This window comes from Peptoniphilus asaccharolyticus DSM 20463 (assembly GCF_900176115.1).
Lineage (GTDB): Bacteria > Bacillota > Clostridia > Tissierellales > Peptoniphilaceae > Peptoniphilus > Peptoniphilus asaccharolyticus.
In genome coordinates this window covers 515,694-536,431 of sequence record NZ_FWWR01000009.1, presented here as the reverse complement: position 1 = coordinate 536,431, position 20,738 = coordinate 515,694, and the positions used below count along the sequence as shown (strand labels likewise).

Genomic DNA, 20,738 nt, shown 5'->3' with positions numbered 1-20,738 from the left:
GTGAGATTGATTAAAGAATAAAAACTAAGAGTGATCTTAGTTTTTTTTATAGGATAAATTATGAGAATATTAGGAATAGATCCAGGATATGCCATAGTTGGTTACGGAATAATAGATGTAATCGGAAGTAGGGTAAAACCTGTAGTATATGGAGCAATTACAACAGACAAAGATTTGACTTTTCCAAAGAGACTTGAGAAAATCTATATAGAGTTAAATCAATTAATAGAAAAATATAAGCCGGATGATATAGCTTTCGAAGAGCTGTTTTTTAATAAAAATACCAAGACAGCCATACAAGTTGCCGAAGCAAGGGGCGTGGAAATACTAGCCGTGAAGCTTCACGTGAATGAACTGTATGAATATACACCACTTCAAATTAAAGATGCGATAGTTGGATATGGTAGAGCTGAAAAAAAACAAGTTCAAGAAATGGTTAGAATGATACTTGGTTTGAGTGAGATTCCTAAGCCGGATGATGTGGCAGATGCGCTTGCAGTTGCTGTTACGCATTCGTCTTCGCTTAAATTCAAGGAGTTATTTAGGATGAAATAATGTTTGATTTTATAAAAGGTGAAGTAGTTGAAATAAACGAAAATTATTGTGTTGTAGAAAACAACTCAAAGGGATATGTAATCTATATGCCTAAGATAGAGTTAGAGGATTTAAGTTATAATCAACAAAAGATTTTCGTTAGACTTATAGTCAGAGAAGATAGTTTAACTCTCTATGGATTTTTGACTAGAGAGAGCAGAATTTTATTTGATTTGTTGACATCGGTGTCTTCGGTTGGCCCTAAAGTTGGACTTGGGTTACTATCTGCTATTCCATTAGGTAATATAGTTTATGCAATAAGTTCAGAGGACTCAAATGTACTTACAGGAGCTCCGGGGGTAGGTAAAAAAACTGCTCAGAGGATAGTTTTAGAGTTAAAGGATAAAATTCCAAAATATAACTTTAATTTGGCTATTGAAGATGTTGTGGAAGTTATAGAAAATGACGGAGCTATAGATGCGCTGATTTCATTAGGTTATAATACTAATGAGGCAAAATTAGCTTTAAATGGAGTCGATAAGTCTTTAGACATAGGTGAACAAATAAAATATGCCTTAAAAAATTTAGGCAAGTAAGGATGAATTTATGGAAAGCAATAGATTAATAGAACCCCAGTTTGGGAGCGAAGATGCTATTGTAGAAAATAGTTTACGACCTAAGAGGTTGGATGAATACATAGGTCAATACAAAGTTATAGAAAAATTGAATATATTCATTGAAGCTGCTAAAAACAGACATGAACCTCTGGATCATGTGCTTCTTAGTGGGCCGCCAGGGCTTGGTAAGACAACACTTAGTAATATAATTGCAAATGAAATGGGAGTTCATATAAAGGTGACTAGTGGTCCGGCTATTGAGAAAGCTGGGGATTTAGCAAGTATTCTAACGAATTTAGAAGAAAATGATGTGATTTTTATAGATGAAATTCATAGAATTCACAGAACTGTCGAAGAAATTTTATATCCGGCGATGGAAGACTACGCACTAGACATAATAGTTGGTAAAGGGCCATCCGCAAGGTCTATAAGATTGGATTTGCCAAGGTTTACTCTTATAGGTGCTACTACACGAGCTGGACAGTTGACTTCTCCTTTGAGAGATAGATTTGGTGTAATATTAAACTTAGAAATGTATGATTTGGATTCTTTGACAGAAATCATAATGCGTTCAGCAAGTATTCTAAATATAGGCATAGATAAAGAGGGAGCTTTGGAGATAGCGAAAAGATCTAGGGGCACTCCTAGAATAGCTAACAGACTTCTAAAGAGAGTTAGAGACTATGCAGAGGTTAAAGAAAGTGGAGTTATAACACAAAATGTTGCTCAAAAAGGTCTTAATCTATTGGGAATAGATAGCTACGGTTTAGATGGTTTAGACAGAAAAATTATTATGACAATGATAAATAATTTTCAAGGTAGACCTGTTGGCATTGATGCAATAGCAGCATCTGTGAACGAAGAAAGAATAACCATAGAAGATGTATATGAGCCGTATTTACTACAAATAGGATTTATAAACAGAACTCCGAGAGGAAGAGTAGCTACTAAATTGGCCTACGACCATTTCGGCTTAGATTATAAAGAACAGGAGAGTTTTATATGAAGAAATTGTTTTTGATTTTAGCTTTGATTTTTATAATACCTTCAAAGGCGTATGCTGAAGATAATTATTTTGAGATAAAGATAGGGAATTCAGCAACAAAGATTGAACTGACTTCTGATAAAAATTTTAGTTTAGTAGATACAGAACTTAATAAAATTCAAGATTTAGGAGTTAAGAATATATCTGCTGAGCTTGTAAATGGAAAAATATTTTTGAAGTCAGGTGATAGAGTTCTATCACAAAATTTCCCTTCAAAAGGGGAATTCAAACTTGCCAGCGAAAGTTTTATAAAACTTAAAAATAAATATAGAGGTTATTTTCAATTTGAAATAGAAAATAATAAATTAAATGCAATTAATTATATAGAACTAGAAGATTATCTAAAGGGTGTAGTTAATAACGAATTAGATTATTCTCATCCTATGGAGTCTTTAAAGACACAAGCCATTACTTCAAGAACTTTTGCGCTATCAAATAAAAACAAATATGCCAAACAAGGATATAATTTAACCGATACTACATCTTCTCAAGTATATAGAGGACAGAGTTCAGAGCACGAAAAGACTACAAAAGCTGTTAATGAAACAAAGGGAATGTATTTAACTATGAATGCAAAACCTATTTCAGCTATTTTCGGAGCCTCTTCTGGTGGAGTTATAGCAGATGCAAAAGAGGTTTGGGGCGGAGATTATTCTTATTTAAAGAGAAAAGAAGACCCATATTCTTCGGATTATAAATGGGAATTAAAACTTTCAAAGCAAGATTTTATAAAAAAAATAAGTAAAAAATATCCACTTTATGATATTTCAGTTATAAATATAGTTGAAACTGATAGCTCTGGAAGAGTAAAAGAAGTAGAAATTTTAGGCGATAAGATTTACAATATAAAAGCTAGTGAACTTAGAAGTATTTTAGGTTCTACTAAAATGAAAAGCACTCTATACACTGTTCGAACAGGAGATGAAATTATCTTTAACGGCAAAGGCTATGGACATGGAGTTGGACTAAGTCAGTATGGAGCTGTGAATATGGCAAAAGAGGGAAAGGAATATGAAGAAATTCTTCAATTTTATTTCCCAGGAACAATACTTACGAAATAGAAAAGAGAGAAATGAAGACTTCAGATTTTAATTATGACCTCCCGAAGGAATTAATAGCTCAACATCCTTTGGAGGATAGAACAAATTCAAGATTACTAAAGCTAAATAGAAAAAATGGAAATATTGAACATGAGCATTTTTATAATATAATAGATGAGCTAAATGCAGGAGATGTGCTTGTAATAAATAATACGAGAGTTATTCCTGCTAGAATTTATGGACACAGAAAAGACAAAGAAGAACTGATAGAGTTTCTTCTTTTGAACCATAAAAACGATACTTGGGAGTGTTTGGTAAAGCCAGGTAAAAAAGCAAAACTTGACACTGAAATAATTTTTAGCGACGAATTAAAAGGTAAAATTGTAGATATCACCGAAGAGGGAAATAGGTTCATAAAACTAGAGTATGATGGTATATTTGAAAATATTTTAGATAAATTAGGGGAAATGCCACTGCCACCATATATAGTTGAAAGATTGGAAGATAAAGATAGATATCAGACAGTCTATTCAAAATACAATGGTTCTAGTGCTGCTCCTACAGCCGGATTACATTTCACAAAAGAACTTTTAGAAAAGATATCTAAAAAAGGCGTGGAGATAGTAGAAGTTACTTTACACGTTGGTTTGGGAACTTTTAGGCCTGTCAAGGTAGATGATGTCAATGAACATAAAATGCATTCAGAGCATTACAATGTTACAAGAGAAGCTGCTGATAAGATAAATAAAGCAAAATCAGAAAATAGAAGAATAATTGCTGTTGGGACAACTTCTATAAGGACTCTTGAAAGTGCTTGTGTAGATGGTAAAGTAGTTCCGGGTTCTGGAGATACTGATATTTTCATTTATCCAGGATATGAATTTAAAATTGTGGATGCACTAATAACTAACTTCCATTTACCAGAATCAACTTTAATAATGTTAGTGGCGGCTTTTACATCAAAAGATATAATATTAAATGCATACGAAGAAGCTGTAAAAGAAAGATATAGATTTTTTAGCTTTGGAGATGCGATGTTTATAAGATAGGAGAAATATGTTTAAATTTGAATTACAAAAGACAGCTAAAGATTCAAAAGCAAGATTAGGAAAAATAATAACTCCACATGGTGAAATAGAAACTCCAATATTTATGCCAGTAGGTACTAGGGCAACTGTAAAGACAATGACACCAGAAGAAGTTAAAGATTTAGGTGCTCAAATAATATTATCAAACACTTATCACTTATTCTTAAAACCAGGAATGGACATAATAGAAAAAGCTGGTGGACTTCATAAGTTTATGAATTGGGATAAGCCTATATTGACAGATAGTGGTGGGTTTCAAGTATTTAGTTTAAGTGGAAATAGAAAAATAACAGAAGAAGGAGTTGAATTTAGATCCCATATTGATGGATCTAAGAAATTCATATCTCCTGAAGTTTCCATTGATATTCAAAATACATTGGGTTCAGATATAATTATGGCTTTTGATGAATGTGCACCATATCCTTCAAGCTACGAATATATTTATGACTCCATGATGAGAACCACTCGTTGGGCAGAGAGATGTAAAGCACACCATACGAGAGAAGACCAAGCTCTATTTGGAATAATACAAGGTGGAATGTATAAAGATTTAAGGGAAATTTCAGCTAAAGATTTAGTTTCTATGGATTTTCCTGGATATGCAGTAGGTGGGCTTAGTGTCGGAGAGCCTCTTGAAATTATGAATGAAGTGCTTGACCATACTACTGAATTCATGCCGCAAAACAAACCAAGATACCTTATGGGAGTAGGCTCACCAGACTACCTATTTGAAGCTGTAGAAAGAGGTATAGACATGGCGGATTGTGTACTACCTACTCGTATAGCTAGAAACGGAACTGTCATGACTTCTCAAGGCAAACTTGTAATAAAGAATGCAAAATACAAAGAAGATTTTTCACCATTAGATCCAGAATGTGATTGTTATACTTGCAGAAATTATTCTAGAGCTTATATGAGACATCTTTTCAATGTTGATGAAATATTGGGCTTAAGACTTGCTACAATACACAATTTGAGATTCTTAATAAAATTAATGGAAGATATAAGAGAATCTATAAGAGGAGATTATTTCTTAGAATTTAAGAGTGACTTTTATAGAAAATATGGATATAATAAATAAGAGAGGAGAGAAACATGCAAGATTCTAGTACAATGTTAATGACATTTGGACCTCTTATACTTATGATGATAGTATTTTATTTCTTATTGATTAGACCTCAAAAGAAAAAACAAAATGAGATCCAAAGCATGAGAAATAACATAAAAATCGGAGACGATGTCATCACAATTGGCGGCATAATGGGAAAAGTGTTGCTAGTAAAAGAAGACTATGTAGTAATTGAATCCTCAGCTACTAAGACAAGACTTGACGTAATGAAATGGGGAATTGGTTCTTTAGCTTCAACAAAAGCAGAATAAATGGAGGTACTTATGAAACACGTAAAAACTCTTACAAACAAGAGACTTAAAGATACTTATGAAAAAGGCGGATGTGGCGAATGTCAAACATCATGTCAATCAGCTTGCAAGACTTCTTGTACAGTTGGTAATCAAAAGTGTGAAAACGAAGCAAAATAGGGTTGGTAACAACCCTATTTAACTTTGGAGGAAGAAATGAGAGATATTCATAAATTTTATTTAAATGACAAATATATAGTTCTAGATGTAGCTAGTGGCTCTGTTCACATTGTAGATGAGTTAGTATACAAGGCAATAGATTTTGTTGAAGTAGAAAATTTAGATAAATCATACGAAAATATAAAAAAAGAATTTTCAAATATATATTCAGAAGAACAAATCGAAGAGGCAATTTCTGAAATAAAATCTCTAATAGAAAATGACATGTTATTTGCCGAAGATTTGAATATAAAGACACCTGTCTATAATCCACAAAATATAGTAAAAGCTATGTGTCTACATGTAGCTCATGACTGCAACTTAAGATGTAGATATTGTTTTGCATCTCAAGGAGACTTTAAAGGTCAAAGACTTTTAATGGATCTAGAAACAGGTAAGAAAGCTTTAGACTTTTTACTACAAAATTCTGGGAATAGAAAAAATTTAGAGGTCGACTTCTTCGGGGGAGAACCTCTTATGAATTTTGAAGTAGTTAAAAAGCTTGTAGCTTATGGTAGAGAAGAAGAAAAGAAATATAATAAAAACTTTAGATTTACATTGACAACAAATGGAGTCTTGTTGGACGATGATAAGATTGAATTTATAAACGAACACATGTCAAATGTAGTGCTTTCTCTTGATGGAAGAAAATCTATAAATGATTATATGAGACCTACTATTTCTGGTAAGGGTTCATATGATGTTATAATACCTAAATTCAAAAAGTTAATCGACGCCAGAGGGGATAAAGATCATTATATAAGAGGAACATTCACAAGTGAAAATTTAGATTTCTCTGAAGATCTAAAGGAATTCCACCGATTAGGCTTTAAATCAACTTCAATTGAGCCTGTAGTTACTGAGGAATCAGAGCCTTATGCTATAAGAGAAGAACACTTACAGAAGATTCTTGATGAATATGAAAAAATGAGTAGAGATTATTTAGAAATTAGAAAAGATGATCCAGACTTTAAATTTTTTCATTTTATGATAGATTTGTCAGGTGGACCTTGTGTAATAAAGAGAACTGTGGGTTGTGGAGCTGGTAGTGAATACATCGCTGTCACACCTGAAGGAGATATATTCCCTTGCCACCAATTTGTAGGAGAAGAAGAGTTTAAGTTAGGAAATGTAAATACTGGTATAGAAAACACAGCTGTAAGAGATGAGTTTAAATGTTCAAATGTATTTACTAAAGAAGAATGTCCAACTTGCTGGGCTAGATATTACTGCAGTGGAGGATGTCATGCCAATTCTCACTATGCAAACAATAATCTTAGAAAGCCTTACAGAATAGGTTGTGAAATGGAAAAGAAGAGAATTGAGTGTGCTATTTCAGTTCTTGCTAATGAAAATGAATAATGCTAGAGGTTCTATATAATATATAGGACCTTTTTTGTTATGTATTATATTTAATCACCATTTATAACAGTAGAATAGTGATTTTACTCGGTAATTATGGTATACTTTAATACATAAAAATGGTGATATTATGGAAAAATGGTTTATAAAAAGTGCTAAGGCTAATATAAATTTTGATGATTTAAATCTATCTGATTATATGAAAAAAATATTATCGAATAGAGAATTAAGTGCTGCAGAAAATGTGCAGTCTTTTTTGAATCCGGATATTTCAAATTTACATTCTCCGGTATTTTTACCAGATTTAATAAAGGCAACTAACATAATAAGAGAAGCAATAAATCAACAAAAGAAAATAAGAATAGTTGGAGATTACGATGTAGATGGAGTTACATCTACTTTTATTTTATGTAAAGGTCTTAGAAATTTAGGTGCAAATGTAGATTATAAAATTCCGCATAGGGTTGAAGATGGATACGGAATAAACAAAAATATAATAGATTCTGCAAAAGAAGATGGAGTAGATTTAATAATAACTTGCGACAATGGTATAGCGGCCATGGAAGCTTTGGAACACGCGAACAAATTAGGAGTTGATGTCATAGTTACAGACCATCATGAAGTTCAATATGTTGATGGTGCTGAGCAACTTCCAAAAGCAGTGGCGGTAATAAATCCAAAGAGAAGTTCTTCTAAATATCCTTTCAAAGGAATATGTGGAGCTGTCGTTGCCTATAAATTAATCGAACAACTCTATGTTATAACTGCAATGGATGAAGAAGAATTATTAAATGAATTCTTACCATTTGCAACTATAGGTACTATATGCGATGTAATGAGTTTAGTAGACGAAAATAGGGCTCTTGTATCAGAAGGACTTAAAAGATTAAACTCAACTTCAAATGTAGGCTTAAAAGCTATGATAGAAGCTTGCCAAATAGATGGAGTTTTGGATGTGTATCATATCGGATTTATAATAGGACCAACTATAAACTCGAGTGGTAGGTTAGAGAGTGCAGAACTGTCATTGGAGCTGTTCCTTAAAACAGAATATTCCGAAGCAATTGTTATTGCCAAAGAACTTAGGGAGTTGAACCAAAAGAGACAAAAGCTGACTGAAGAAGGTTATCTAAAAGTTGACGAACTCATCCAAAAATATGAGCTAGATAAAAAATTGAGAGTTTTAATGGTAAAGGAAACTTCCATAGACGAGTCTATAATAGGAATTATTGCGGGTAGAATAAAAGAAAAGTACAATAGACCCACTTTAGTGTTTACAAAGAGTAAAGATTTTTTAAAAGCTTCGGGCAGAAGTATAGACGAGTATGATATGTTTGAAAGCCTACAAAAATATAAAGACAGATTTGTTGCCTTTGGAGGGCATAAGATGGCGTGTGGGCTAAGCATTGAAGAGGATAATCTAAAAAATTTAATCGTTGATGTAAACAATGATTCCACCTTATCCAAAGAAGATTTGGTGAAAAAAATTTATATAGATAGTTTACTTCATCTTAGAGAGATAAATTTAAATATGATAGCTGATTTAGAGATACTAAAGCCGTATGGGAATGGAAATCCTAAGCCAGTATTTTCAAGTTTAAATTTAAGAGTTTTTAATTTTGCAGTGTTAGGCAAAAATAAAAATGTACTTAAATTTGATGTCTCAGATGGGAATAGTAGCAGAAAAGCTTTGTATTTTAAACCTGTCGAAGAGTTTGTAGAGGAAATGGCAGCTCAAGCTGATATAGAACAAGTTTACAATATGATTGAAAATAAAAATCATAACATTCTGATAGATTTAGTTTATAGTCCGACTATAAATGAATTTAGAGGGGTACAAAATATAGAACTTAGAGTATCTAGTATAAGAATTAGTAAAAAGAATATATAGACTGGTGATAAAATGATTGAAAAACTTATAGAAAAAATTAAATCTTATAATCCAAGTGCAGATTTTGAACAGATAAAATTGGCTTTTGAAATAGCTGAGGTAAATCATAAGGGACAAAAGAGAAATTCTGGAGAAGATTATATAATACATCCTTTAAATGTAGCTATGATATTAGCTGACATGAACATGGATACGCCAACTATAATAGCTGGATTACTACATGATACTATAGAGGATACTGAAGTTACCTTTGAGGATGTTGAAAAAAACTTTGGAATTGAAATAACCTATTTGGTTGATGGTGTTACAAAGTTAAAGAAATTAAATTATAAGAACAAACAAGAAAAACAAGCTGAAAACATTAGAAAAATGGTTTTGGCAATGGCAAAAGACATCAGAGTTATCATTGTGAAGCTAGCTGATAGACTTCATAACATGAGAACTTTAGAGTATATGACAGATGCTAAAAAGCACGAGAAAGCTCGTGAAACCATTGAAATATATGCTCCTATTGCAGATAGGCTAGGTATGAGCAAAATCAAATGGGAATTAGAAGATTTGTCTTTAAGATATATTGACCCTGATAAATACTATAAGCTAGTAGATATGGTCAATAAGAGAAGACAAGAGAGAGAAGATTTAATCAACAGAATAATAGCTGAATTAAAACAAAATTTAACTAAGCTAGGAATAGTTGCTGATATAAATGGTCGACCTAAGAATTTTTATTCTATTTATAAAAAAATGGAATTCAAAGGAAAAGACTTTGAGGAAATATATGACTTATCAGCGGTTAGAGTTCTTGTGGAAGATATAAAGGATTGTTATGGAGTTTTAGGTGTAGTTCACACTCTTTGGAAACCTATTCCAGGAAGGTTTAAAGACTATATTGCAATGCCTAAACCAAACAAATATCAATCCCTTCATACAACTGTAATAGATAATCATGGAGAAACTTTTGAGGTTCAGATAAGAACTTATGAGATGCACCAAACAGCTGAGTATGGTATTGCTGCTCACTGGAAATATAAGGCGGGCGTTTCTAAGGGAACTAGTTTTGATGAGAACTTAACTTGGCTTAGACAACTTTTAGAATGGCAAAAAGATTTAAGTGACCCTAACGACTTTATGGAAACTTTAAAAATAGATTTCTTTGCAGATGAAGTTTTTGTATTTACACCACAAGGTGATGTAATCAATTTACCAGAAGGTTCAACTCCTCTTGACTTTGCATATAGAATTCACTCACAAGTAGGTAACACTTGTACCGGTGCAAAGATAAACGGGAGAATAGTTTCTCTTGATTATAAACTAAAGAGTGGAGATATAATTGAAGTCATTACAAATTCTAATTCAGGGCCATCTAGAGATTGGCTTAAGATTGTAAAGAGCCCTCAAGCTAAAAAGAAAATAAATCAATATTTCAAAGTAAAAGATAGAGAAAAAAATATTGAAAGAGGAAGAGACTCACTTGAAAGAGAAGTGAAAAAATTAGGCTATAAACCTTCAGAAGTCTTAAAAGAAGAGTGGCTAGAAGAAGTTAGAAAGAGAATAAATTTACTTTCGGTTGAGGATCTTTATGCTGCCATAGGATTCGGCACTGTCACTGTGACTCAAGTTATGACTAGAATTAAAGATTTTTATAATGCTGAGCACAAAGATGACGAGCTTGAAGCTATACCTTTAAAGGCAGAACCAAGCAGAATTGCCAAAGGCGGAGTTGTAGTTGAAGGTGTAGATAATTTAAAAGTTAGATTTGCTAAGTGTTGCAACCCTGTACCGGGAGATGACATAGTAGGATATATAACTTTTGGAAGAGGAATTTCGGTTCATAGAAGAGACTGCACAAATGTTGCAAATATAGAAGACGATCCAAGGTTTATAGATGTCAAATGGGATACTAAAGAGGGAGATAGCTATAGCGCTCAATTTGAAGTGAGAGCTTTTGATAAGTTTAATGTAATTGGAGATGTGGCTAATAGAATAAATGAATCTAAACTCAATATGACTGCATTAAATGCTAGGACTAAGGATGGAGATTTATTTGTAACAATAACATTAGATATAAAATCAATAGATGAACTCTCAAGATTAATAGAAAAAATTAAGAGAGTTGAAAATGTAATAGATGTTTATAGAATGAAGGCGTAGGTTATGAGAGCAGTTATACAGAGAGTTAAGAAAGCTTCTGTCAAAGTAGAAGAAAATATAATAGGCCAAATTGGATATGGGCTATTGATTTTACTGGGAGTAGAAGCTGAAGATACACAAGAAGATTTTGAGTATATTTATAAAAAAACTACTAATTTAAGGATATTTGATGATGATAATGGAGTCATGAATTTGAGTATAAAAGATATACAAGGAGAAATTTTAGTGGTTAGTCAGTTTACCCTATATGGAGATGCTAGAAAAGGGAATAGACCGTCATATATAAGGGCAGCTAAATTTGATTCTGGAGTTAAATTCTATGAAGAATTTATAAAAAGAGCTCAAAGTGAATCTTTAAAAGTTGCCACTGGTGAATATGGGGCTGATATGGATGTTGAACTTATAAATCACGGGCCGGTTACTATCCTATTGGATAGCAGAAAGGAATTTTAGTTTATGGAGAGAAAATTCAAGATATTGAGGTTGGTTTTGGGTTCTTATGCCACAAATTGCTATATTATTTTTACGGATGATGAAGCTGTAATAATAGACCCAGCAGCTGAATCAAACAAGATAATAAAGGCTATTGAAGATAATAACCTAAAACCATCAAAGATATTGTTAACACATGCGCATCCTGATCATTTTGGAGCATTAGAAGAGATTAGAGACAAGTACAAAATAGATGCTTATGTATGTAAGAATGACGAGGAGATGCTTGAAAAGAGATCAAGAGATTTGAAAAAGATGCTTGGCATGGACTCATATATAAAGGCAGACCAATATTACTCTGAAGGAGATGCTATATCTTTTTCAGGTGGAGATATTAAGGTAATAGAAACTCCGGGACATACTCCTGGAGGAGTTTGCTTGATGATTGACGATATACTTATATCTGGAGACACACTTTTTTATAGATCAATAGGAAGAACTGATTTGCCTGGTGGAGACTATGATGTCTTAATGGAATCTTTAGAGAAATTAACTAAGTTAGACGATGGAGTTATAGTTTTGCCAGGACATGGACAAGAAACTCAAATTGGTTTTGAAAAAGCATATAATCCTTTCTTACAACAGCTATGATAAAAGTAAATATTGACAATCAAGGCTTGGCACATGAAATATATGAATTTTTAAGAGTAGTTTTTCCCTCTTATGAGAGGGAAAGTTTTATTTATGCAGAAATATCTGACAACTTTCTTAAAATAAATAGTGAAGAGTATAATTTTTCAATACCAATAAAAGAAGTTAAAAATCTTCAAAGATATTTGAAATTGGAGCTTATTAATCGATTACGACAAGCTGGAGTAGAAACTCCTAAGTGGGGAGTTTTGCATGGTATAAGACCTCTTAAATTGATATATAATTTAGATAAAGAGTTGGGAACTCACAAAGCTAAAAATTATTTAAAAGAAGAATATGCAATATATGAAAGTAAGATAGATTTAGCATTTGATATATTGAATGTTCAAAGAGATATAATAGAGTCAAACTTAAATAATTACAGTGTGTATGTTCATATACCTTTTTGTCCAAGCAAATGTGCTTATTGTTCATACCATACTCTTAGTAGTAGTTCAAATTTGGTTGAAGACTATGTAGATAGAATAGTTGAAGAAATAAACACTGAGGCCAAGTTTTTAAATAAACACCCTAGCAGTATTTATATAGGCGGCGGAACTCCCACTTCAATAGGAGTTAAAAATTTAAGCAGAATTATAGATACACTTAAGAACAATTTTGGAACTGTTAAAGAATTTACAGTTGAGGCTGGTAGAGTTGAAACTTTAGATGATGAAATGATAAATATGTTGCATCAAAAAGAAATAGACAGAATTAGCTTGAATCCTCAATCTATGAATTTAAATACTATTAAAGCTATTAATAGAACTAATTCAGTTGACGAGTTTATAGAATGTTATGAAAAGGTAAAGGGTAAGTTTAAAGATATAAATATGGATTTAATAATTGGATTGGAAAAAGAAAACGAATATGACTTTTTTAAATCTTTAGATAGTATTATTAAATTAGCTCCTACAAATATAACAGTTCATTCTTTGGCATTAAAAAATGGTACAAACTATTTAAAAAATCAAACCAGTTCAAAGTTTGATTCAGAGTTCAACGATAGAGTTATAGAACGATTAAAAGAAAATTCTTATAATCCTTATTATATGTATAGACAAAAGAGGATTATCGGAGGGAATGAAAATATAGGATACTCACTTAAAGGTCACGAATGTATTTATAATATAATGATGATTCAAGAACTACAGGATATTTGGGGATTTGGAATGGGTTCTACATCAAAAATACATTTAAGTGATAAAAAATTTGAACAAGTATCTAATTTTAGAAGTATGAGAGAATATCTTCTAAGGAATAAAGAAATTTCAGATAAAAAATTGAGAATATTATCTGGGAAAAACAGAGGTGAATTATGAAATTAAGCCAGTTGGTAGATAATTTTAATGAGTTGGAAATGGAAGATTTAGAAATAAAAAATATAAGATACAACTCAAATGATGTTGAGCCAGGCGATCTATTTGTAGCTATAAAAGGATATGTTACTGATGGACATAAATATGTTAAAAATGCTTATGAAAGTGGCGCTGTAGTAGCTATTGTTGAAGACTATGTAGAAGTTGATATACCGCAAATACAAGTTGAAAACTCAAGAATTGCTTTAGCTGATATGTCTCATAAATACTTTGGTGAACCATCAACAAAATTAAATATGGTTGGCATAACAGCGACTAATGGAAAAACTACAACATCATTTATGTTGGATACTATATATAGATTGGATGGTTATCGTACAGGTATAATAGGAACCGTATATACAAAATATGCAGATGTTATGGTTCCATCTATTTTGACGACTCCAGAATCTTATGACTTACAAAGATACTTATATGATATGGTAGGGAATAATATTGAAAAAGTTACAATGGAAGTATCTTCTTCAGCACAAGAACTATATAGAAATAAAAATATAGATTTTGACATTGTAACATTCAACAATTTTTCAAGAGAACATATAGACCAACACGGTAGCTTTGAAAATTATTATAAATTTAAGTCTAGACTTATAAGAGAAGCCCAAGAGAAAACAGCTTGTGTATTAAATATGGATTTTGAAGAAATAGAGAGGTTAGCCAAAGAAACTAAGGGCAAAGTAGTAGCTTATTCTTTAGAAAATTCAAATTATGATTTTACAATTAAAGATTTAGATTTAAGCACAGGATTTGGAAAGTATCGTTTTGAAATTTTAAAAGAGGTTAATTTTAATGGAGTTAAGATAGCACCTGACAGTTTCGAAGTTGAATTATCAGCTTCTGGATTTTCTTCTGTTATGAATTCAGTAGCTGCAATAATAGTTGCATTGTTAGAGGGAATAGATAAAGAAATTATCATAAAAGCTCTAAAACTATTTACTGGAGTCGAGAGAAGATGTGAAATGATTTATGATGGTGATTTCAAAGTACTGGATGACCACTTCGCAAATGTAAGAAATATTGATGTAACTTTAGATACATTAAAACAAATGTCATATAAAGATTTACATGTACTATATGCAATAAGAGGAAGCAGGGGAGTGGAACTAAATCGTGAAACTTCTGAAAGAATGGTTGAATGGTTTGAAGATTTACATTTAACAAAGGTATTCGCCACATTGAGCAAAGATGTTGTAGGCAAGAAAGATATTGTTTTGGATGAAGAACTTGAAGTGTTTAAAGAAATAATGTCTGCACACAATATGGAATATGAAATAATTGATACTTTAGCAGATGCTATGAAATCTGTTTTAGGTGAGATTAATGAAGGGGATGTATTATTACTTGCTGGATGTCAAGGTATGGATAAAGGTGCAGGATTTTTATACGATGAACTTTTAGCTGTTGGAAAACCTAATTTGGATATTTTAAAAGATAAAGTAGAAAACAGAATATGCTAAAATTGACACACAGAATATAAAATAATATAATTGAAGTGTTTAGTACCTTATCTGACTATGTCAGGGGTAAGAGGGCTTACTAAGAAATAAAAGACCGCTCGTCCCAAGGGACGAGTTTTTAATATGGAGGAATAAATGTCTGATAAATTAACTGGATTAAGAAGATCTCATTATTGTGGAGAACTTAGAGAAAATAACATTGGTAATGAAGTAACTGTTATGGGTTGGATTGCAAAAGAAAGAAATTTAGGTTCTATTGTATTTGCCGATGTGAGAGACAGAGAAGGAATTGTGCAAGTAGTTTTTGATGACACTGTAGATAAAGAACTTTTTGAAAAAGCTACAGGATTGAGATCAGAGTTTGTAGTAGCAGTAAAAGGTACTGTAAGAGAAAGATCTTCTATAAACGATAAAATTCCAACTGGTAAAATAGAAATATTAGCCAATGAGTTAAGAATTTTAAACAAATCAGAAGTTCCACCTATATATATTAAAGATGATGACAATGTATCTGAAAATATGAGATTAAAGTACAGATCTTTAGACCTTAGAAAACCAGCAATGCAAAAAAAATTATTTGCAAGATCTAAGTTTTATAAAGTTACAAGAGATTTTTATGCATCTGAAGGGTTCATTGAAGTTGAAACACCTATGTTAACTAAACCAACTCCTGAAGGAGCAAGAGACTATTTAGTTCCTTCTAGAATCAATGAGGGACAATTCTATGCATTGCCACAATCACCTCAACTTATGAAACAATTACTTATGTGTTCTGGTTTCGATAGATACTTCCAAATAACTAAGTGTTTTAGAGATGAAGATTTAAGAGCTAACAGACAGCCTGAATTCACTCAAATAGATACTGAAATGAGCTTTGTAGACATAGAAGATGTAATAGAAACTAACGAAAGATTTTTAAAATATGCATTTAAAGAAATGGTAAATGTAGATTTACCACTTCCTCTTAGAAGAATGACATATAAAGAAGCCATGGATAGATTTGGTGTTGATAAACCGGATTTGAGATTTGGTTTAGAACTTGTAGATGTTAAAGAAGAAGTTAGAAATTCTGGATTTAAAGTATTCGACTCTCAGGTTGAAACAGGATCTATCAGAGGTATTAATATAAAGAACGGAGCATCTCAATATTCAAGAAAACAAATTTCAAAGCTTGAAGAATTTGTTAAGACATACGGCGCAAAAGGTCTTGCTTGGATTAAGTTAGAAAACGGAGAAGTATCTTCACCTATATCTAAATTTATCAGTGAAGAAATTCTAAATTCTTTAATAGCTAAAATGGAAGGTAAAGATGGAGACCTATTAGTGTTTGTAGCTGATGAAGAAGATGTAGTATTTGACAGTTTAGGTAATCTACGTAACAAGGTTGCAAAGGATATGGACTTAATAAAACCTGGCCATTATGAATTATTATGGATTACTGAATTCCCGCTTTTCGAATATGACAAAGAAGAAGAAAGATATGTTGCAAAACACCATCCTTTCACAGCTCCAATGGATGAAGATTTGGACAAACTACAATCTGACCCTAAAAACTGTAGAGCCAAAGCTTACGATATAGTAATCAACGGAGATGAAATGGGGGGCGGAAGTATCAGAATTAACGATCCTCAAATTCAAGAAAAGATGTTCAATGCCCTTGGATTCACAAGTGAAGAAGCGCAAGAAAAATTTGGTTTCTTAATTGATGCATTTAAATATGGAGCGCCACCTCACGGCGGTATAGCTTATGGACTTGATAGAATGGTTATGCTATTTACAGATTCATCAAATATAAGAGACGTAATAGCTTTCCCTAAAACTCAATCAGCGACAGACTTGTTGACTGGAGCACCTGCATATGTATCTGAAAAACAACTTCAAGAAGTTCATGTAAAGGTGATAGACTGACACTTCAGGGGGTGTTAGAATGAAAAATTCTGGTGTTGTTATAAATACTGATGGTGATTATGTAAACGTGGTGAGTGTAAGAGCAAGTGCTTGTGGAGGCAGTTGCGAGACTTGTGGCGCTCACTGCGAGTCTAAACCTAAGACTATAAGAGTTCTAAACACAATAAATGCTGAAATAGGTGATATAGTAGAGTTGGAAATAAATTCTGCTAAAGTGTTGGGATATATAGCTCTAGTCTACGGAGTACCTCTTATTGTATTTATAACAAGTATAATAGTATCATTTATGGCTTTAGGAGAAAAAAATCAACTCGGTAGTCTTTTAATTGGATTAATAGCTTTAGCCATAACATACTTTATAATAAAGAAAATAGATGGAAAATTAAAACTTACCAGTTCTGAAATAAAACTGAGAAAGATTGACTAATTATGAATAAAGAAAACTCGCATAAAACGATATTAACTTTTTCTATAATTTTTTTGGTAGTTACTAGTGTTATATTTGCTTATTCTAAATTGAAGTATAACAGTTATTTGTCAGAATTAAATAATTTAGAATCTTTAAAGAAAGAATTGCAGAATATAAAAGAAGAAGTTGAAGTAAATTCCAAATCTCTTGCAATCAAGGAAAAAGATTTAAATGATAAATCTATAGAATTTTTTACAACTTACGGATTTGACTACCTCAAAGAAGATGATGAGTTAGTACAAGAAGAAGTTAAGAGATTGCAAGATGAAAACAATAGAATAAAAAATGACTTAAAAGAAGAACTGAAAAAATATATACACTATTTTGACGGAGAATATTATGAATCGGAAGATTTCAGTGGTTTGGTTGCTAAAATAACTTCTTTAGATGATAGAGAAATTAGTGAGCAGTTAAATCCTGATATATATTCACAATTGGCTATAGACGGGTTTATGAATGAAGCTAAAAAGACGGGAACAATAGCTTATTTAAATTCTATAAATGGAGAATCTAAATTCAACAATCTATTGTTATTTCTAACTGCAATTTATTCGGATAACTTGTATGAAGTTTCTCATGACTTGACAGATATTCCTGAAAATTTAAATTCTATCTATAATAATGTTTTGACTACACATCAAATATTTAAAACATTAGAAAGTTTTGAGTTAAATACAGGGACTCTAACCAGTACAAACTTAAATGAATTAGTTTATAATACAGAAGCTTTTGTAAGAAAGTACTATGAAAACCAAGCGGTTATAGCAAAATTAACAGGTGAGACTTATGAAAAATCTGAATAATAATTCTAAAATTGTATTGAGTTCAGCATTTATGATAATAGGATGTGTATTGCTTTTCTTTTCAAAATCTAATCTTGATTTGCTAAATAATAATATTTCTGTAGAAAATGCAAAATATCAGTCTGAAATTTTAAAAATAAAGAAAGAGAATAAAAAAGCTAAAGAGTCCATAGATGAATTAGATAAAAAATTGGGTAAATTGAATTCTAGAAAAGAAGTACTTGAAAATTTAGTTCCTCAATATGATTATGAGTCAAACAAATATGACGACTATATTTCTTATCCTGTGTCTTTAGACTACAATGTACAAAATATTAAAAAAATAGGATTGAAAAATTCAGAAGCGAGAATAAACTCATTCTACTTTAACAATAAAGTAAGAGATTTAGAGAGTGCTAAGTCAAACTTGTTGATTTCAAGTATATTGCAAAATGATTATTTAATAAGAGAAGTAAACTACAATCTGTTAAGGAGTAATTTTGAGATTTATAAATACAATGGAATTTTAAATTACTATAACAGTACAAATAATTATTTTTCAAAAGCTAAGTCAAAGATAGAATCAAAAGATAGACTAGTTAGTTTATATCAAAATATGGTTGTGCTAAAAAGTTTAGGATTGGAAATGTTAGACCATTTGGCATTTGTTGGTGCAAGTGACCAAAAAGAAATAGACTTACAAAATATAAAAAGACAGACTAGCGTCATAAGTTCTAGTAATTATAGCATACCTCAAAAATTTACAGAGGCATACTACAAGAAACTTTTGTTCGGAACAGATGTTTATTCTATTTCAAATATTTACACCAACTATGTTAATATTAAAGAGCAAAAATTTGAAAATGGAAATATAAAGATTTTAAAGGATTTTAGAGGTAGAGTACACATAATTTCTGAATTGAAAGATGAAAAAATTATAAACTACTACTATGACACTTCGGGAAATGTATATAAAGTGGTAGACTTCTCAGATGGAATCGAACCTATTGACTTTATTAAAACTCCGGGAGTTATGGAACATTCTTTAAAGTTATATAAATCTGCAAAGTAAAATTAAAAATAAAGCTGGGGAAATAGTTCCTCAGCTTATTTGTGTAGTATTTATTTTAGTAAGATAAGAAATTTAGAAATGTTGAATATAAACAAAAAAAGCTTAGGATACTATTTTTAGCACCTAAGCTTTTTTGAAAATTAAACATTAAACTTGAAATTTACGACATCTCCGTCTTTCATAACATATTCTTTACCTTCACTTCTAATAAGGCCTTTTTCTCTTGCTTCAGCCATTGAACCAGAATTTACAAGATCTTCATAGGAAATTATATCTGCTTTTATAAATCCTCTTTCAAAGTCTGTGTGAATTTTACCAGCTGCACCAGGAGCTTTGGTTCCATTTACAATTGTCCAAGCACGTGTTTCCATTTCACCAGTAGTCAAATATGAAATAAGACCTAAAAGTTTATAGCTTGATTTTATAAGTTTATCAAGTCCGGCACTTTCAAGACCAAGTTCTTCCATAAACATATCTCTTTCATCATCTTCTAAAGCTTGAATTTGAGATTCTATTTCGCAGCTAATAGCTACAACTTCATCATTTTGTTTGCTTGCAAATTCTCTAACACGTTTAACTAAATCATTTTCTTCATCACTGCTAACTTCATCTTCTGAAATGTTAGCTACATAGATAACACTCTTATCGCTAAGTAATTGGTAATTTTTAATGATTTTCTTTTCTTCTTCAGTTAGTTCTAAATTTCTTGCAGGTAGACCTTCTTCAAGTAACTCTTTTAATTTTTTTAAAAGTTGAACTTCAGGAGCTAAAGTTTTATCTCCTTTTAATTGTTTTTCAGTTTTTTGCAGTCTTTTTTCGATTTGTTCTAAATCTGAGAAGATAAGTTCTAAATTTATGTTTTCTATATCTCTAATAGGATCTACAGAACCATCCACATGGATTACATTGTCATTATCAAAACATCTTACAACGTGAACTATTGCATCAACTTCTCTTATATTAGCTAAGAATTGGTTGCCTAGACCTTCTCCTTTACTAGCTCCTTTAACAAGACCAGCTATATCAAAAAATTCTATGTGAGCTGGCACAATTTTAGCTGAATTACTCATCTTTGATAGTACATTAAGCCTTTCATCAGGCACACTTACAACTCCAACGTTTGGTTCAATAGTTGCAAATGGATAATTTGCTGCTTCAGCTCCAGCTTTAGTCAAAGCATTAAAAAGTGTTGATTTACCTACATTAGGTAGTCCTACTATTCCTAGTTTCATTTTTGTCCTCT

At 31.5% G+C, this 20,738-nt stretch carries 20 protein-coding genes; 19 read left to right on the top strand and 1 reads right to left on the bottom strand.

Features of this window, described 5'->3' with window-relative positions; genetic code table 11:
* Positions 1–60 precede the first annotated feature (60 nt).
* From ruvC to B8869_RS03170, 19 genes are all read left to right on the top strand, one after another.
* Positions 61–555: a crossover junction endodeoxyribonuclease RuvC gene (ruvC, locus tag B8869_RS03260; RefSeq protein ID WP_084230300.1), complete on the top strand. Its 495-nt coding sequence runs from the start codon at positions 61–63 to the stop codon at positions 553–555.
* On the top strand, positions 555–1,130 hold the full coding sequence (gene ruvA / locus B8869_RS03255; RefSeq protein ID WP_084230299.1) for a Holliday junction branch migration protein RuvA: 576 nt from the start codon (positions 555–557) through the stop codon (positions 1,128–1,130). Before ruvC ends, ruvA begins: the two co-directional genes overlap by 1 nt.
* Before the next feature lie 10 nt (positions 1,131–1,140).
* Positions 1,141–2,157, top strand: coding sequence for a Holliday junction branch migration DNA helicase RuvB (gene ruvB / locus B8869_RS03250; RefSeq protein WP_084230298.1), 1,017 nt, complete (start codon positions 1,141–1,143; stop codon positions 2,155–2,157).
* Complete coding sequence (locus B8869_RS03245) at positions 2,154–3,257, top strand: SpoIID/LytB domain-containing protein (RefSeq protein WP_084230297.1); 1,104 nt, start codon at positions 2,154–2,156, stop codon at positions 3,255–3,257. Before ruvB ends, B8869_RS03245 begins: the two co-directional genes overlap by 4 nt.
* A gap of 11 nt (positions 3,258–3,268) precedes the next feature.
* A complete protein-coding gene (gene queA, locus B8869_RS03240; RefSeq protein WP_084230296.1) occupies positions 3,269–4,285 on the top strand; it encodes a tRNA preQ1(34) S-adenosylmethionine ribosyltransferase-isomerase QueA in 1,017 nt (338 codons plus the stop codon).
* A 7-nt stretch (positions 4,286–4,292) separates the two neighbouring features.
* Positions 4,293–5,405, top strand: a complete 1,113-nt coding sequence (gene tgt / locus B8869_RS03235) for a tRNA guanosine(34) transglycosylase Tgt (RefSeq protein WP_084230295.1) — start codon at positions 4,293–4,295, stop codon at positions 5,403–5,405.
* Between the two features lie 14 nt (positions 5,406–5,419).
* Positions 5,420–5,704: a preprotein translocase subunit YajC gene (gene yajC, locus B8869_RS03230; protein WP_084230294.1), complete on the top strand. Its 285-nt coding sequence runs from the start codon at positions 5,420–5,422 to the stop codon at positions 5,702–5,704.
* Positions 5,705–5,716: 12 nt separating this feature from the next.
* Complete coding sequence (gene scfA / locus B8869_RS03225) at positions 5,717–5,863, top strand: six-cysteine ranthipeptide SCIFF (protein WP_004821637.1); 147 nt, start codon at positions 5,717–5,719, stop codon at positions 5,861–5,863.
* A gap of 36 nt (positions 5,864–5,899) precedes the next feature.
* On the top strand, positions 5,900–7,264 hold the full coding sequence (scfB, locus tag B8869_RS03220) for a thioether cross-link-forming SCIFF peptide maturase (RefSeq protein ID WP_084230293.1): 1,365 nt from the start codon (positions 5,900–5,902) through the stop codon (positions 7,262–7,264).
* 130 nt (positions 7,265–7,394) lie between these two features.
* Positions 7,395–9,155, top strand: coding sequence for a single-stranded-DNA-specific exonuclease RecJ (gene recJ, locus B8869_RS03215; RefSeq protein ID WP_084230292.1), 1,761 nt, complete (start codon positions 7,395–7,397; stop codon positions 9,153–9,155).
* Between the two features lie 12 nt (positions 9,156–9,167).
* Positions 9,168–11,306, top strand: coding sequence for a RelA/SpoT family protein (locus B8869_RS03210; protein ID WP_084230291.1), 2,139 nt, complete (start codon positions 9,168–9,170; stop codon positions 11,304–11,306).
* A 3-nt stretch (positions 11,307–11,309) separates the two neighbouring features.
* Entirely contained in the window at positions 11,310–11,759 is a 450-nt protein-coding gene (gene dtd / locus B8869_RS03205; RefSeq protein ID WP_084230290.1) for a D-aminoacyl-tRNA deacylase, read from the top strand.
* 3 nt (positions 11,760–11,762) lie between these two features.
* Complete coding sequence (locus B8869_RS03200) at positions 11,763–12,389, top strand: MBL fold metallo-hydrolase (RefSeq protein ID WP_084230289.1); 627 nt, start codon at positions 11,763–11,765, stop codon at positions 12,387–12,389.
* Positions 12,386–13,750: a coproporphyrinogen dehydrogenase HemZ gene (hemZ, locus tag B8869_RS03195; RefSeq protein WP_084230288.1), complete on the top strand. Its 1,365-nt coding sequence runs from the start codon at positions 12,386–12,388 to the stop codon at positions 13,748–13,750. The genes B8869_RS03200 and hemZ overlap by 4 nt, the downstream gene beginning before the upstream one ends.
* A complete protein-coding gene (locus B8869_RS03190; RefSeq protein ID WP_084230287.1) occupies positions 13,747–15,264 on the top strand; it encodes a Mur ligase family protein in 1,518 nt (505 codons plus the stop codon). Before hemZ ends, B8869_RS03190 begins: the two co-directional genes overlap by 4 nt.
* Before the next feature lie 135 nt (positions 15,265–15,399).
* Complete coding sequence (gene aspS / locus B8869_RS03185) at positions 15,400–17,172, top strand: aspartate--tRNA ligase (protein ID WP_084230286.1); 1,773 nt, start codon at positions 15,400–15,402, stop codon at positions 17,170–17,172.
* A 19-nt stretch (positions 17,173–17,191) separates the two neighbouring features.
* Entirely contained in the window at positions 17,192–17,599 is a 408-nt protein-coding gene (locus tag B8869_RS03180) for a SoxR reducing system RseC family protein (RefSeq protein WP_084230285.1), read from the top strand.
* A 2-nt stretch (positions 17,600–17,601) separates the two neighbouring features.
* Positions 17,602–18,444 (top strand): hypothetical protein, encoded by an 843-nt coding sequence (locus tag B8869_RS03175; RefSeq protein WP_084230284.1) that lies wholly within the window; start codon positions 17,602–17,604, stop codon positions 18,442–18,444.
* The gene (locus tag B8869_RS03170; RefSeq protein WP_084230283.1) at positions 18,428–19,495 is read left to right on the top strand and encodes a hypothetical protein; all 1,068 of its coding nucleotides are present in this window, start codon (positions 18,428–18,430) and stop codon (positions 19,493–19,495) included. Before B8869_RS03175 ends, B8869_RS03170 begins: the two co-directional genes overlap by 17 nt.
* Before the next feature lie 140 nt (positions 19,496–19,635).
* On the opposite strand, the gene ychF is transcribed toward B8869_RS03170, so the two are convergent.
* Positions 19,636–20,727, bottom strand: a complete 1,092-nt coding sequence (gene ychF / locus B8869_RS03165) for a redox-regulated ATPase YchF (RefSeq protein ID WP_084230282.1) — start codon at positions 20,725–20,727, stop codon at positions 19,636–19,638.
* Positions 20,728–20,738: the final 11 nt, after the last annotated feature.

What these genes read in the sequence shown, in the direction of transcription:
- ruvC (WP_084230300.1), top strand. Translation starts at nt 61, where the DNA reads ATGAGAATATTAGGAATAGATCCAGGATATGCCATAGTTGGTTACGGA.
- ruvA (WP_084230299.1), top strand. Translation starts at nt 555, where the DNA reads ATGTTTGATTTTATAAAAGGTGAAGTAGTTGAAATAAACGAAAATTAT.
- ruvB (WP_084230298.1), top strand. Translation starts at nt 1,141, where the DNA reads ATGGAAAGCAATAGATTAATAGAACCCCAGTTTGGGAGCGAAGATGCT.
- B8869_RS03245 (WP_084230297.1), top strand. Translation starts at nt 2,154, where the DNA reads ATGAAGAAATTGTTTTTGATTTTAGCTTTGATTTTTATAATACCTTCA.
- queA (WP_084230296.1), top strand. Translation starts at nt 3,269, where the DNA reads ATGAAGACTTCAGATTTTAATTATGACCTCCCGAAGGAATTAATAGCT.
- tgt (WP_084230295.1), top strand. Translation starts at nt 4,293, where the DNA reads ATGTTTAAATTTGAATTACAAAAGACAGCTAAAGATTCAAAAGCAAGA.
- yajC (WP_084230294.1), top strand. Translation starts at nt 5,420, where the DNA reads ATGCAAGATTCTAGTACAATGTTAATGACATTTGGACCTCTTATACTT.
- scfA (WP_004821637.1), top strand. Translation starts at nt 5,717, where the DNA reads ATGAAACACGTAAAAACTCTTACAAACAAGAGACTTAAAGATACTTAT.
- scfB (WP_084230293.1), top strand. Translation starts at nt 5,900, where the DNA reads ATGAGAGATATTCATAAATTTTATTTAAATGACAAATATATAGTTCTA.
- recJ (WP_084230292.1), top strand. Translation starts at nt 7,395, where the DNA reads ATGGAAAAATGGTTTATAAAAAGTGCTAAGGCTAATATAAATTTTGAT.
- B8869_RS03210 (WP_084230291.1), top strand. Translation starts at nt 9,168, where the DNA reads ATGATTGAAAAACTTATAGAAAAAATTAAATCTTATAATCCAAGTGCA.
- dtd (WP_084230290.1), top strand. Translation starts at nt 11,310, where the DNA reads ATGAGAGCAGTTATACAGAGAGTTAAGAAAGCTTCTGTCAAAGTAGAA.
- B8869_RS03200 (WP_084230289.1), top strand. Translation starts at nt 11,763, where the DNA reads ATGGAGAGAAAATTCAAGATATTGAGGTTGGTTTTGGGTTCTTATGCC.
- hemZ (WP_084230288.1), top strand. Translation starts at nt 12,386, where the DNA reads ATGATAAAAGTAAATATTGACAATCAAGGCTTGGCACATGAAATATAT.
- B8869_RS03190 (WP_084230287.1), top strand. Translation starts at nt 13,747, where the DNA reads ATGAAATTAAGCCAGTTGGTAGATAATTTTAATGAGTTGGAAATGGAA.
- aspS (WP_084230286.1), top strand. Translation starts at nt 15,400, where the DNA reads ATGTCTGATAAATTAACTGGATTAAGAAGATCTCATTATTGTGGAGAA.
- B8869_RS03180 (WP_084230285.1), top strand. Translation starts at nt 17,192, where the DNA reads ATGAAAAATTCTGGTGTTGTTATAAATACTGATGGTGATTATGTAAAC.
- B8869_RS03175 (WP_084230284.1), top strand. Translation starts at nt 17,602, where the DNA reads ATGAATAAAGAAAACTCGCATAAAACGATATTAACTTTTTCTATAATT.
- B8869_RS03170 (WP_084230283.1), top strand. Translation starts at nt 18,428, where the DNA reads ATGAAAAATCTGAATAATAATTCTAAAATTGTATTGAGTTCAGCATTT.
- ychF (WP_084230282.1), bottom strand. Translation starts at nt 20,727, where the DNA reads ATGAAACTAGGAATAGTAGGACTACCTAATGTAGGTAAATCAACACTT.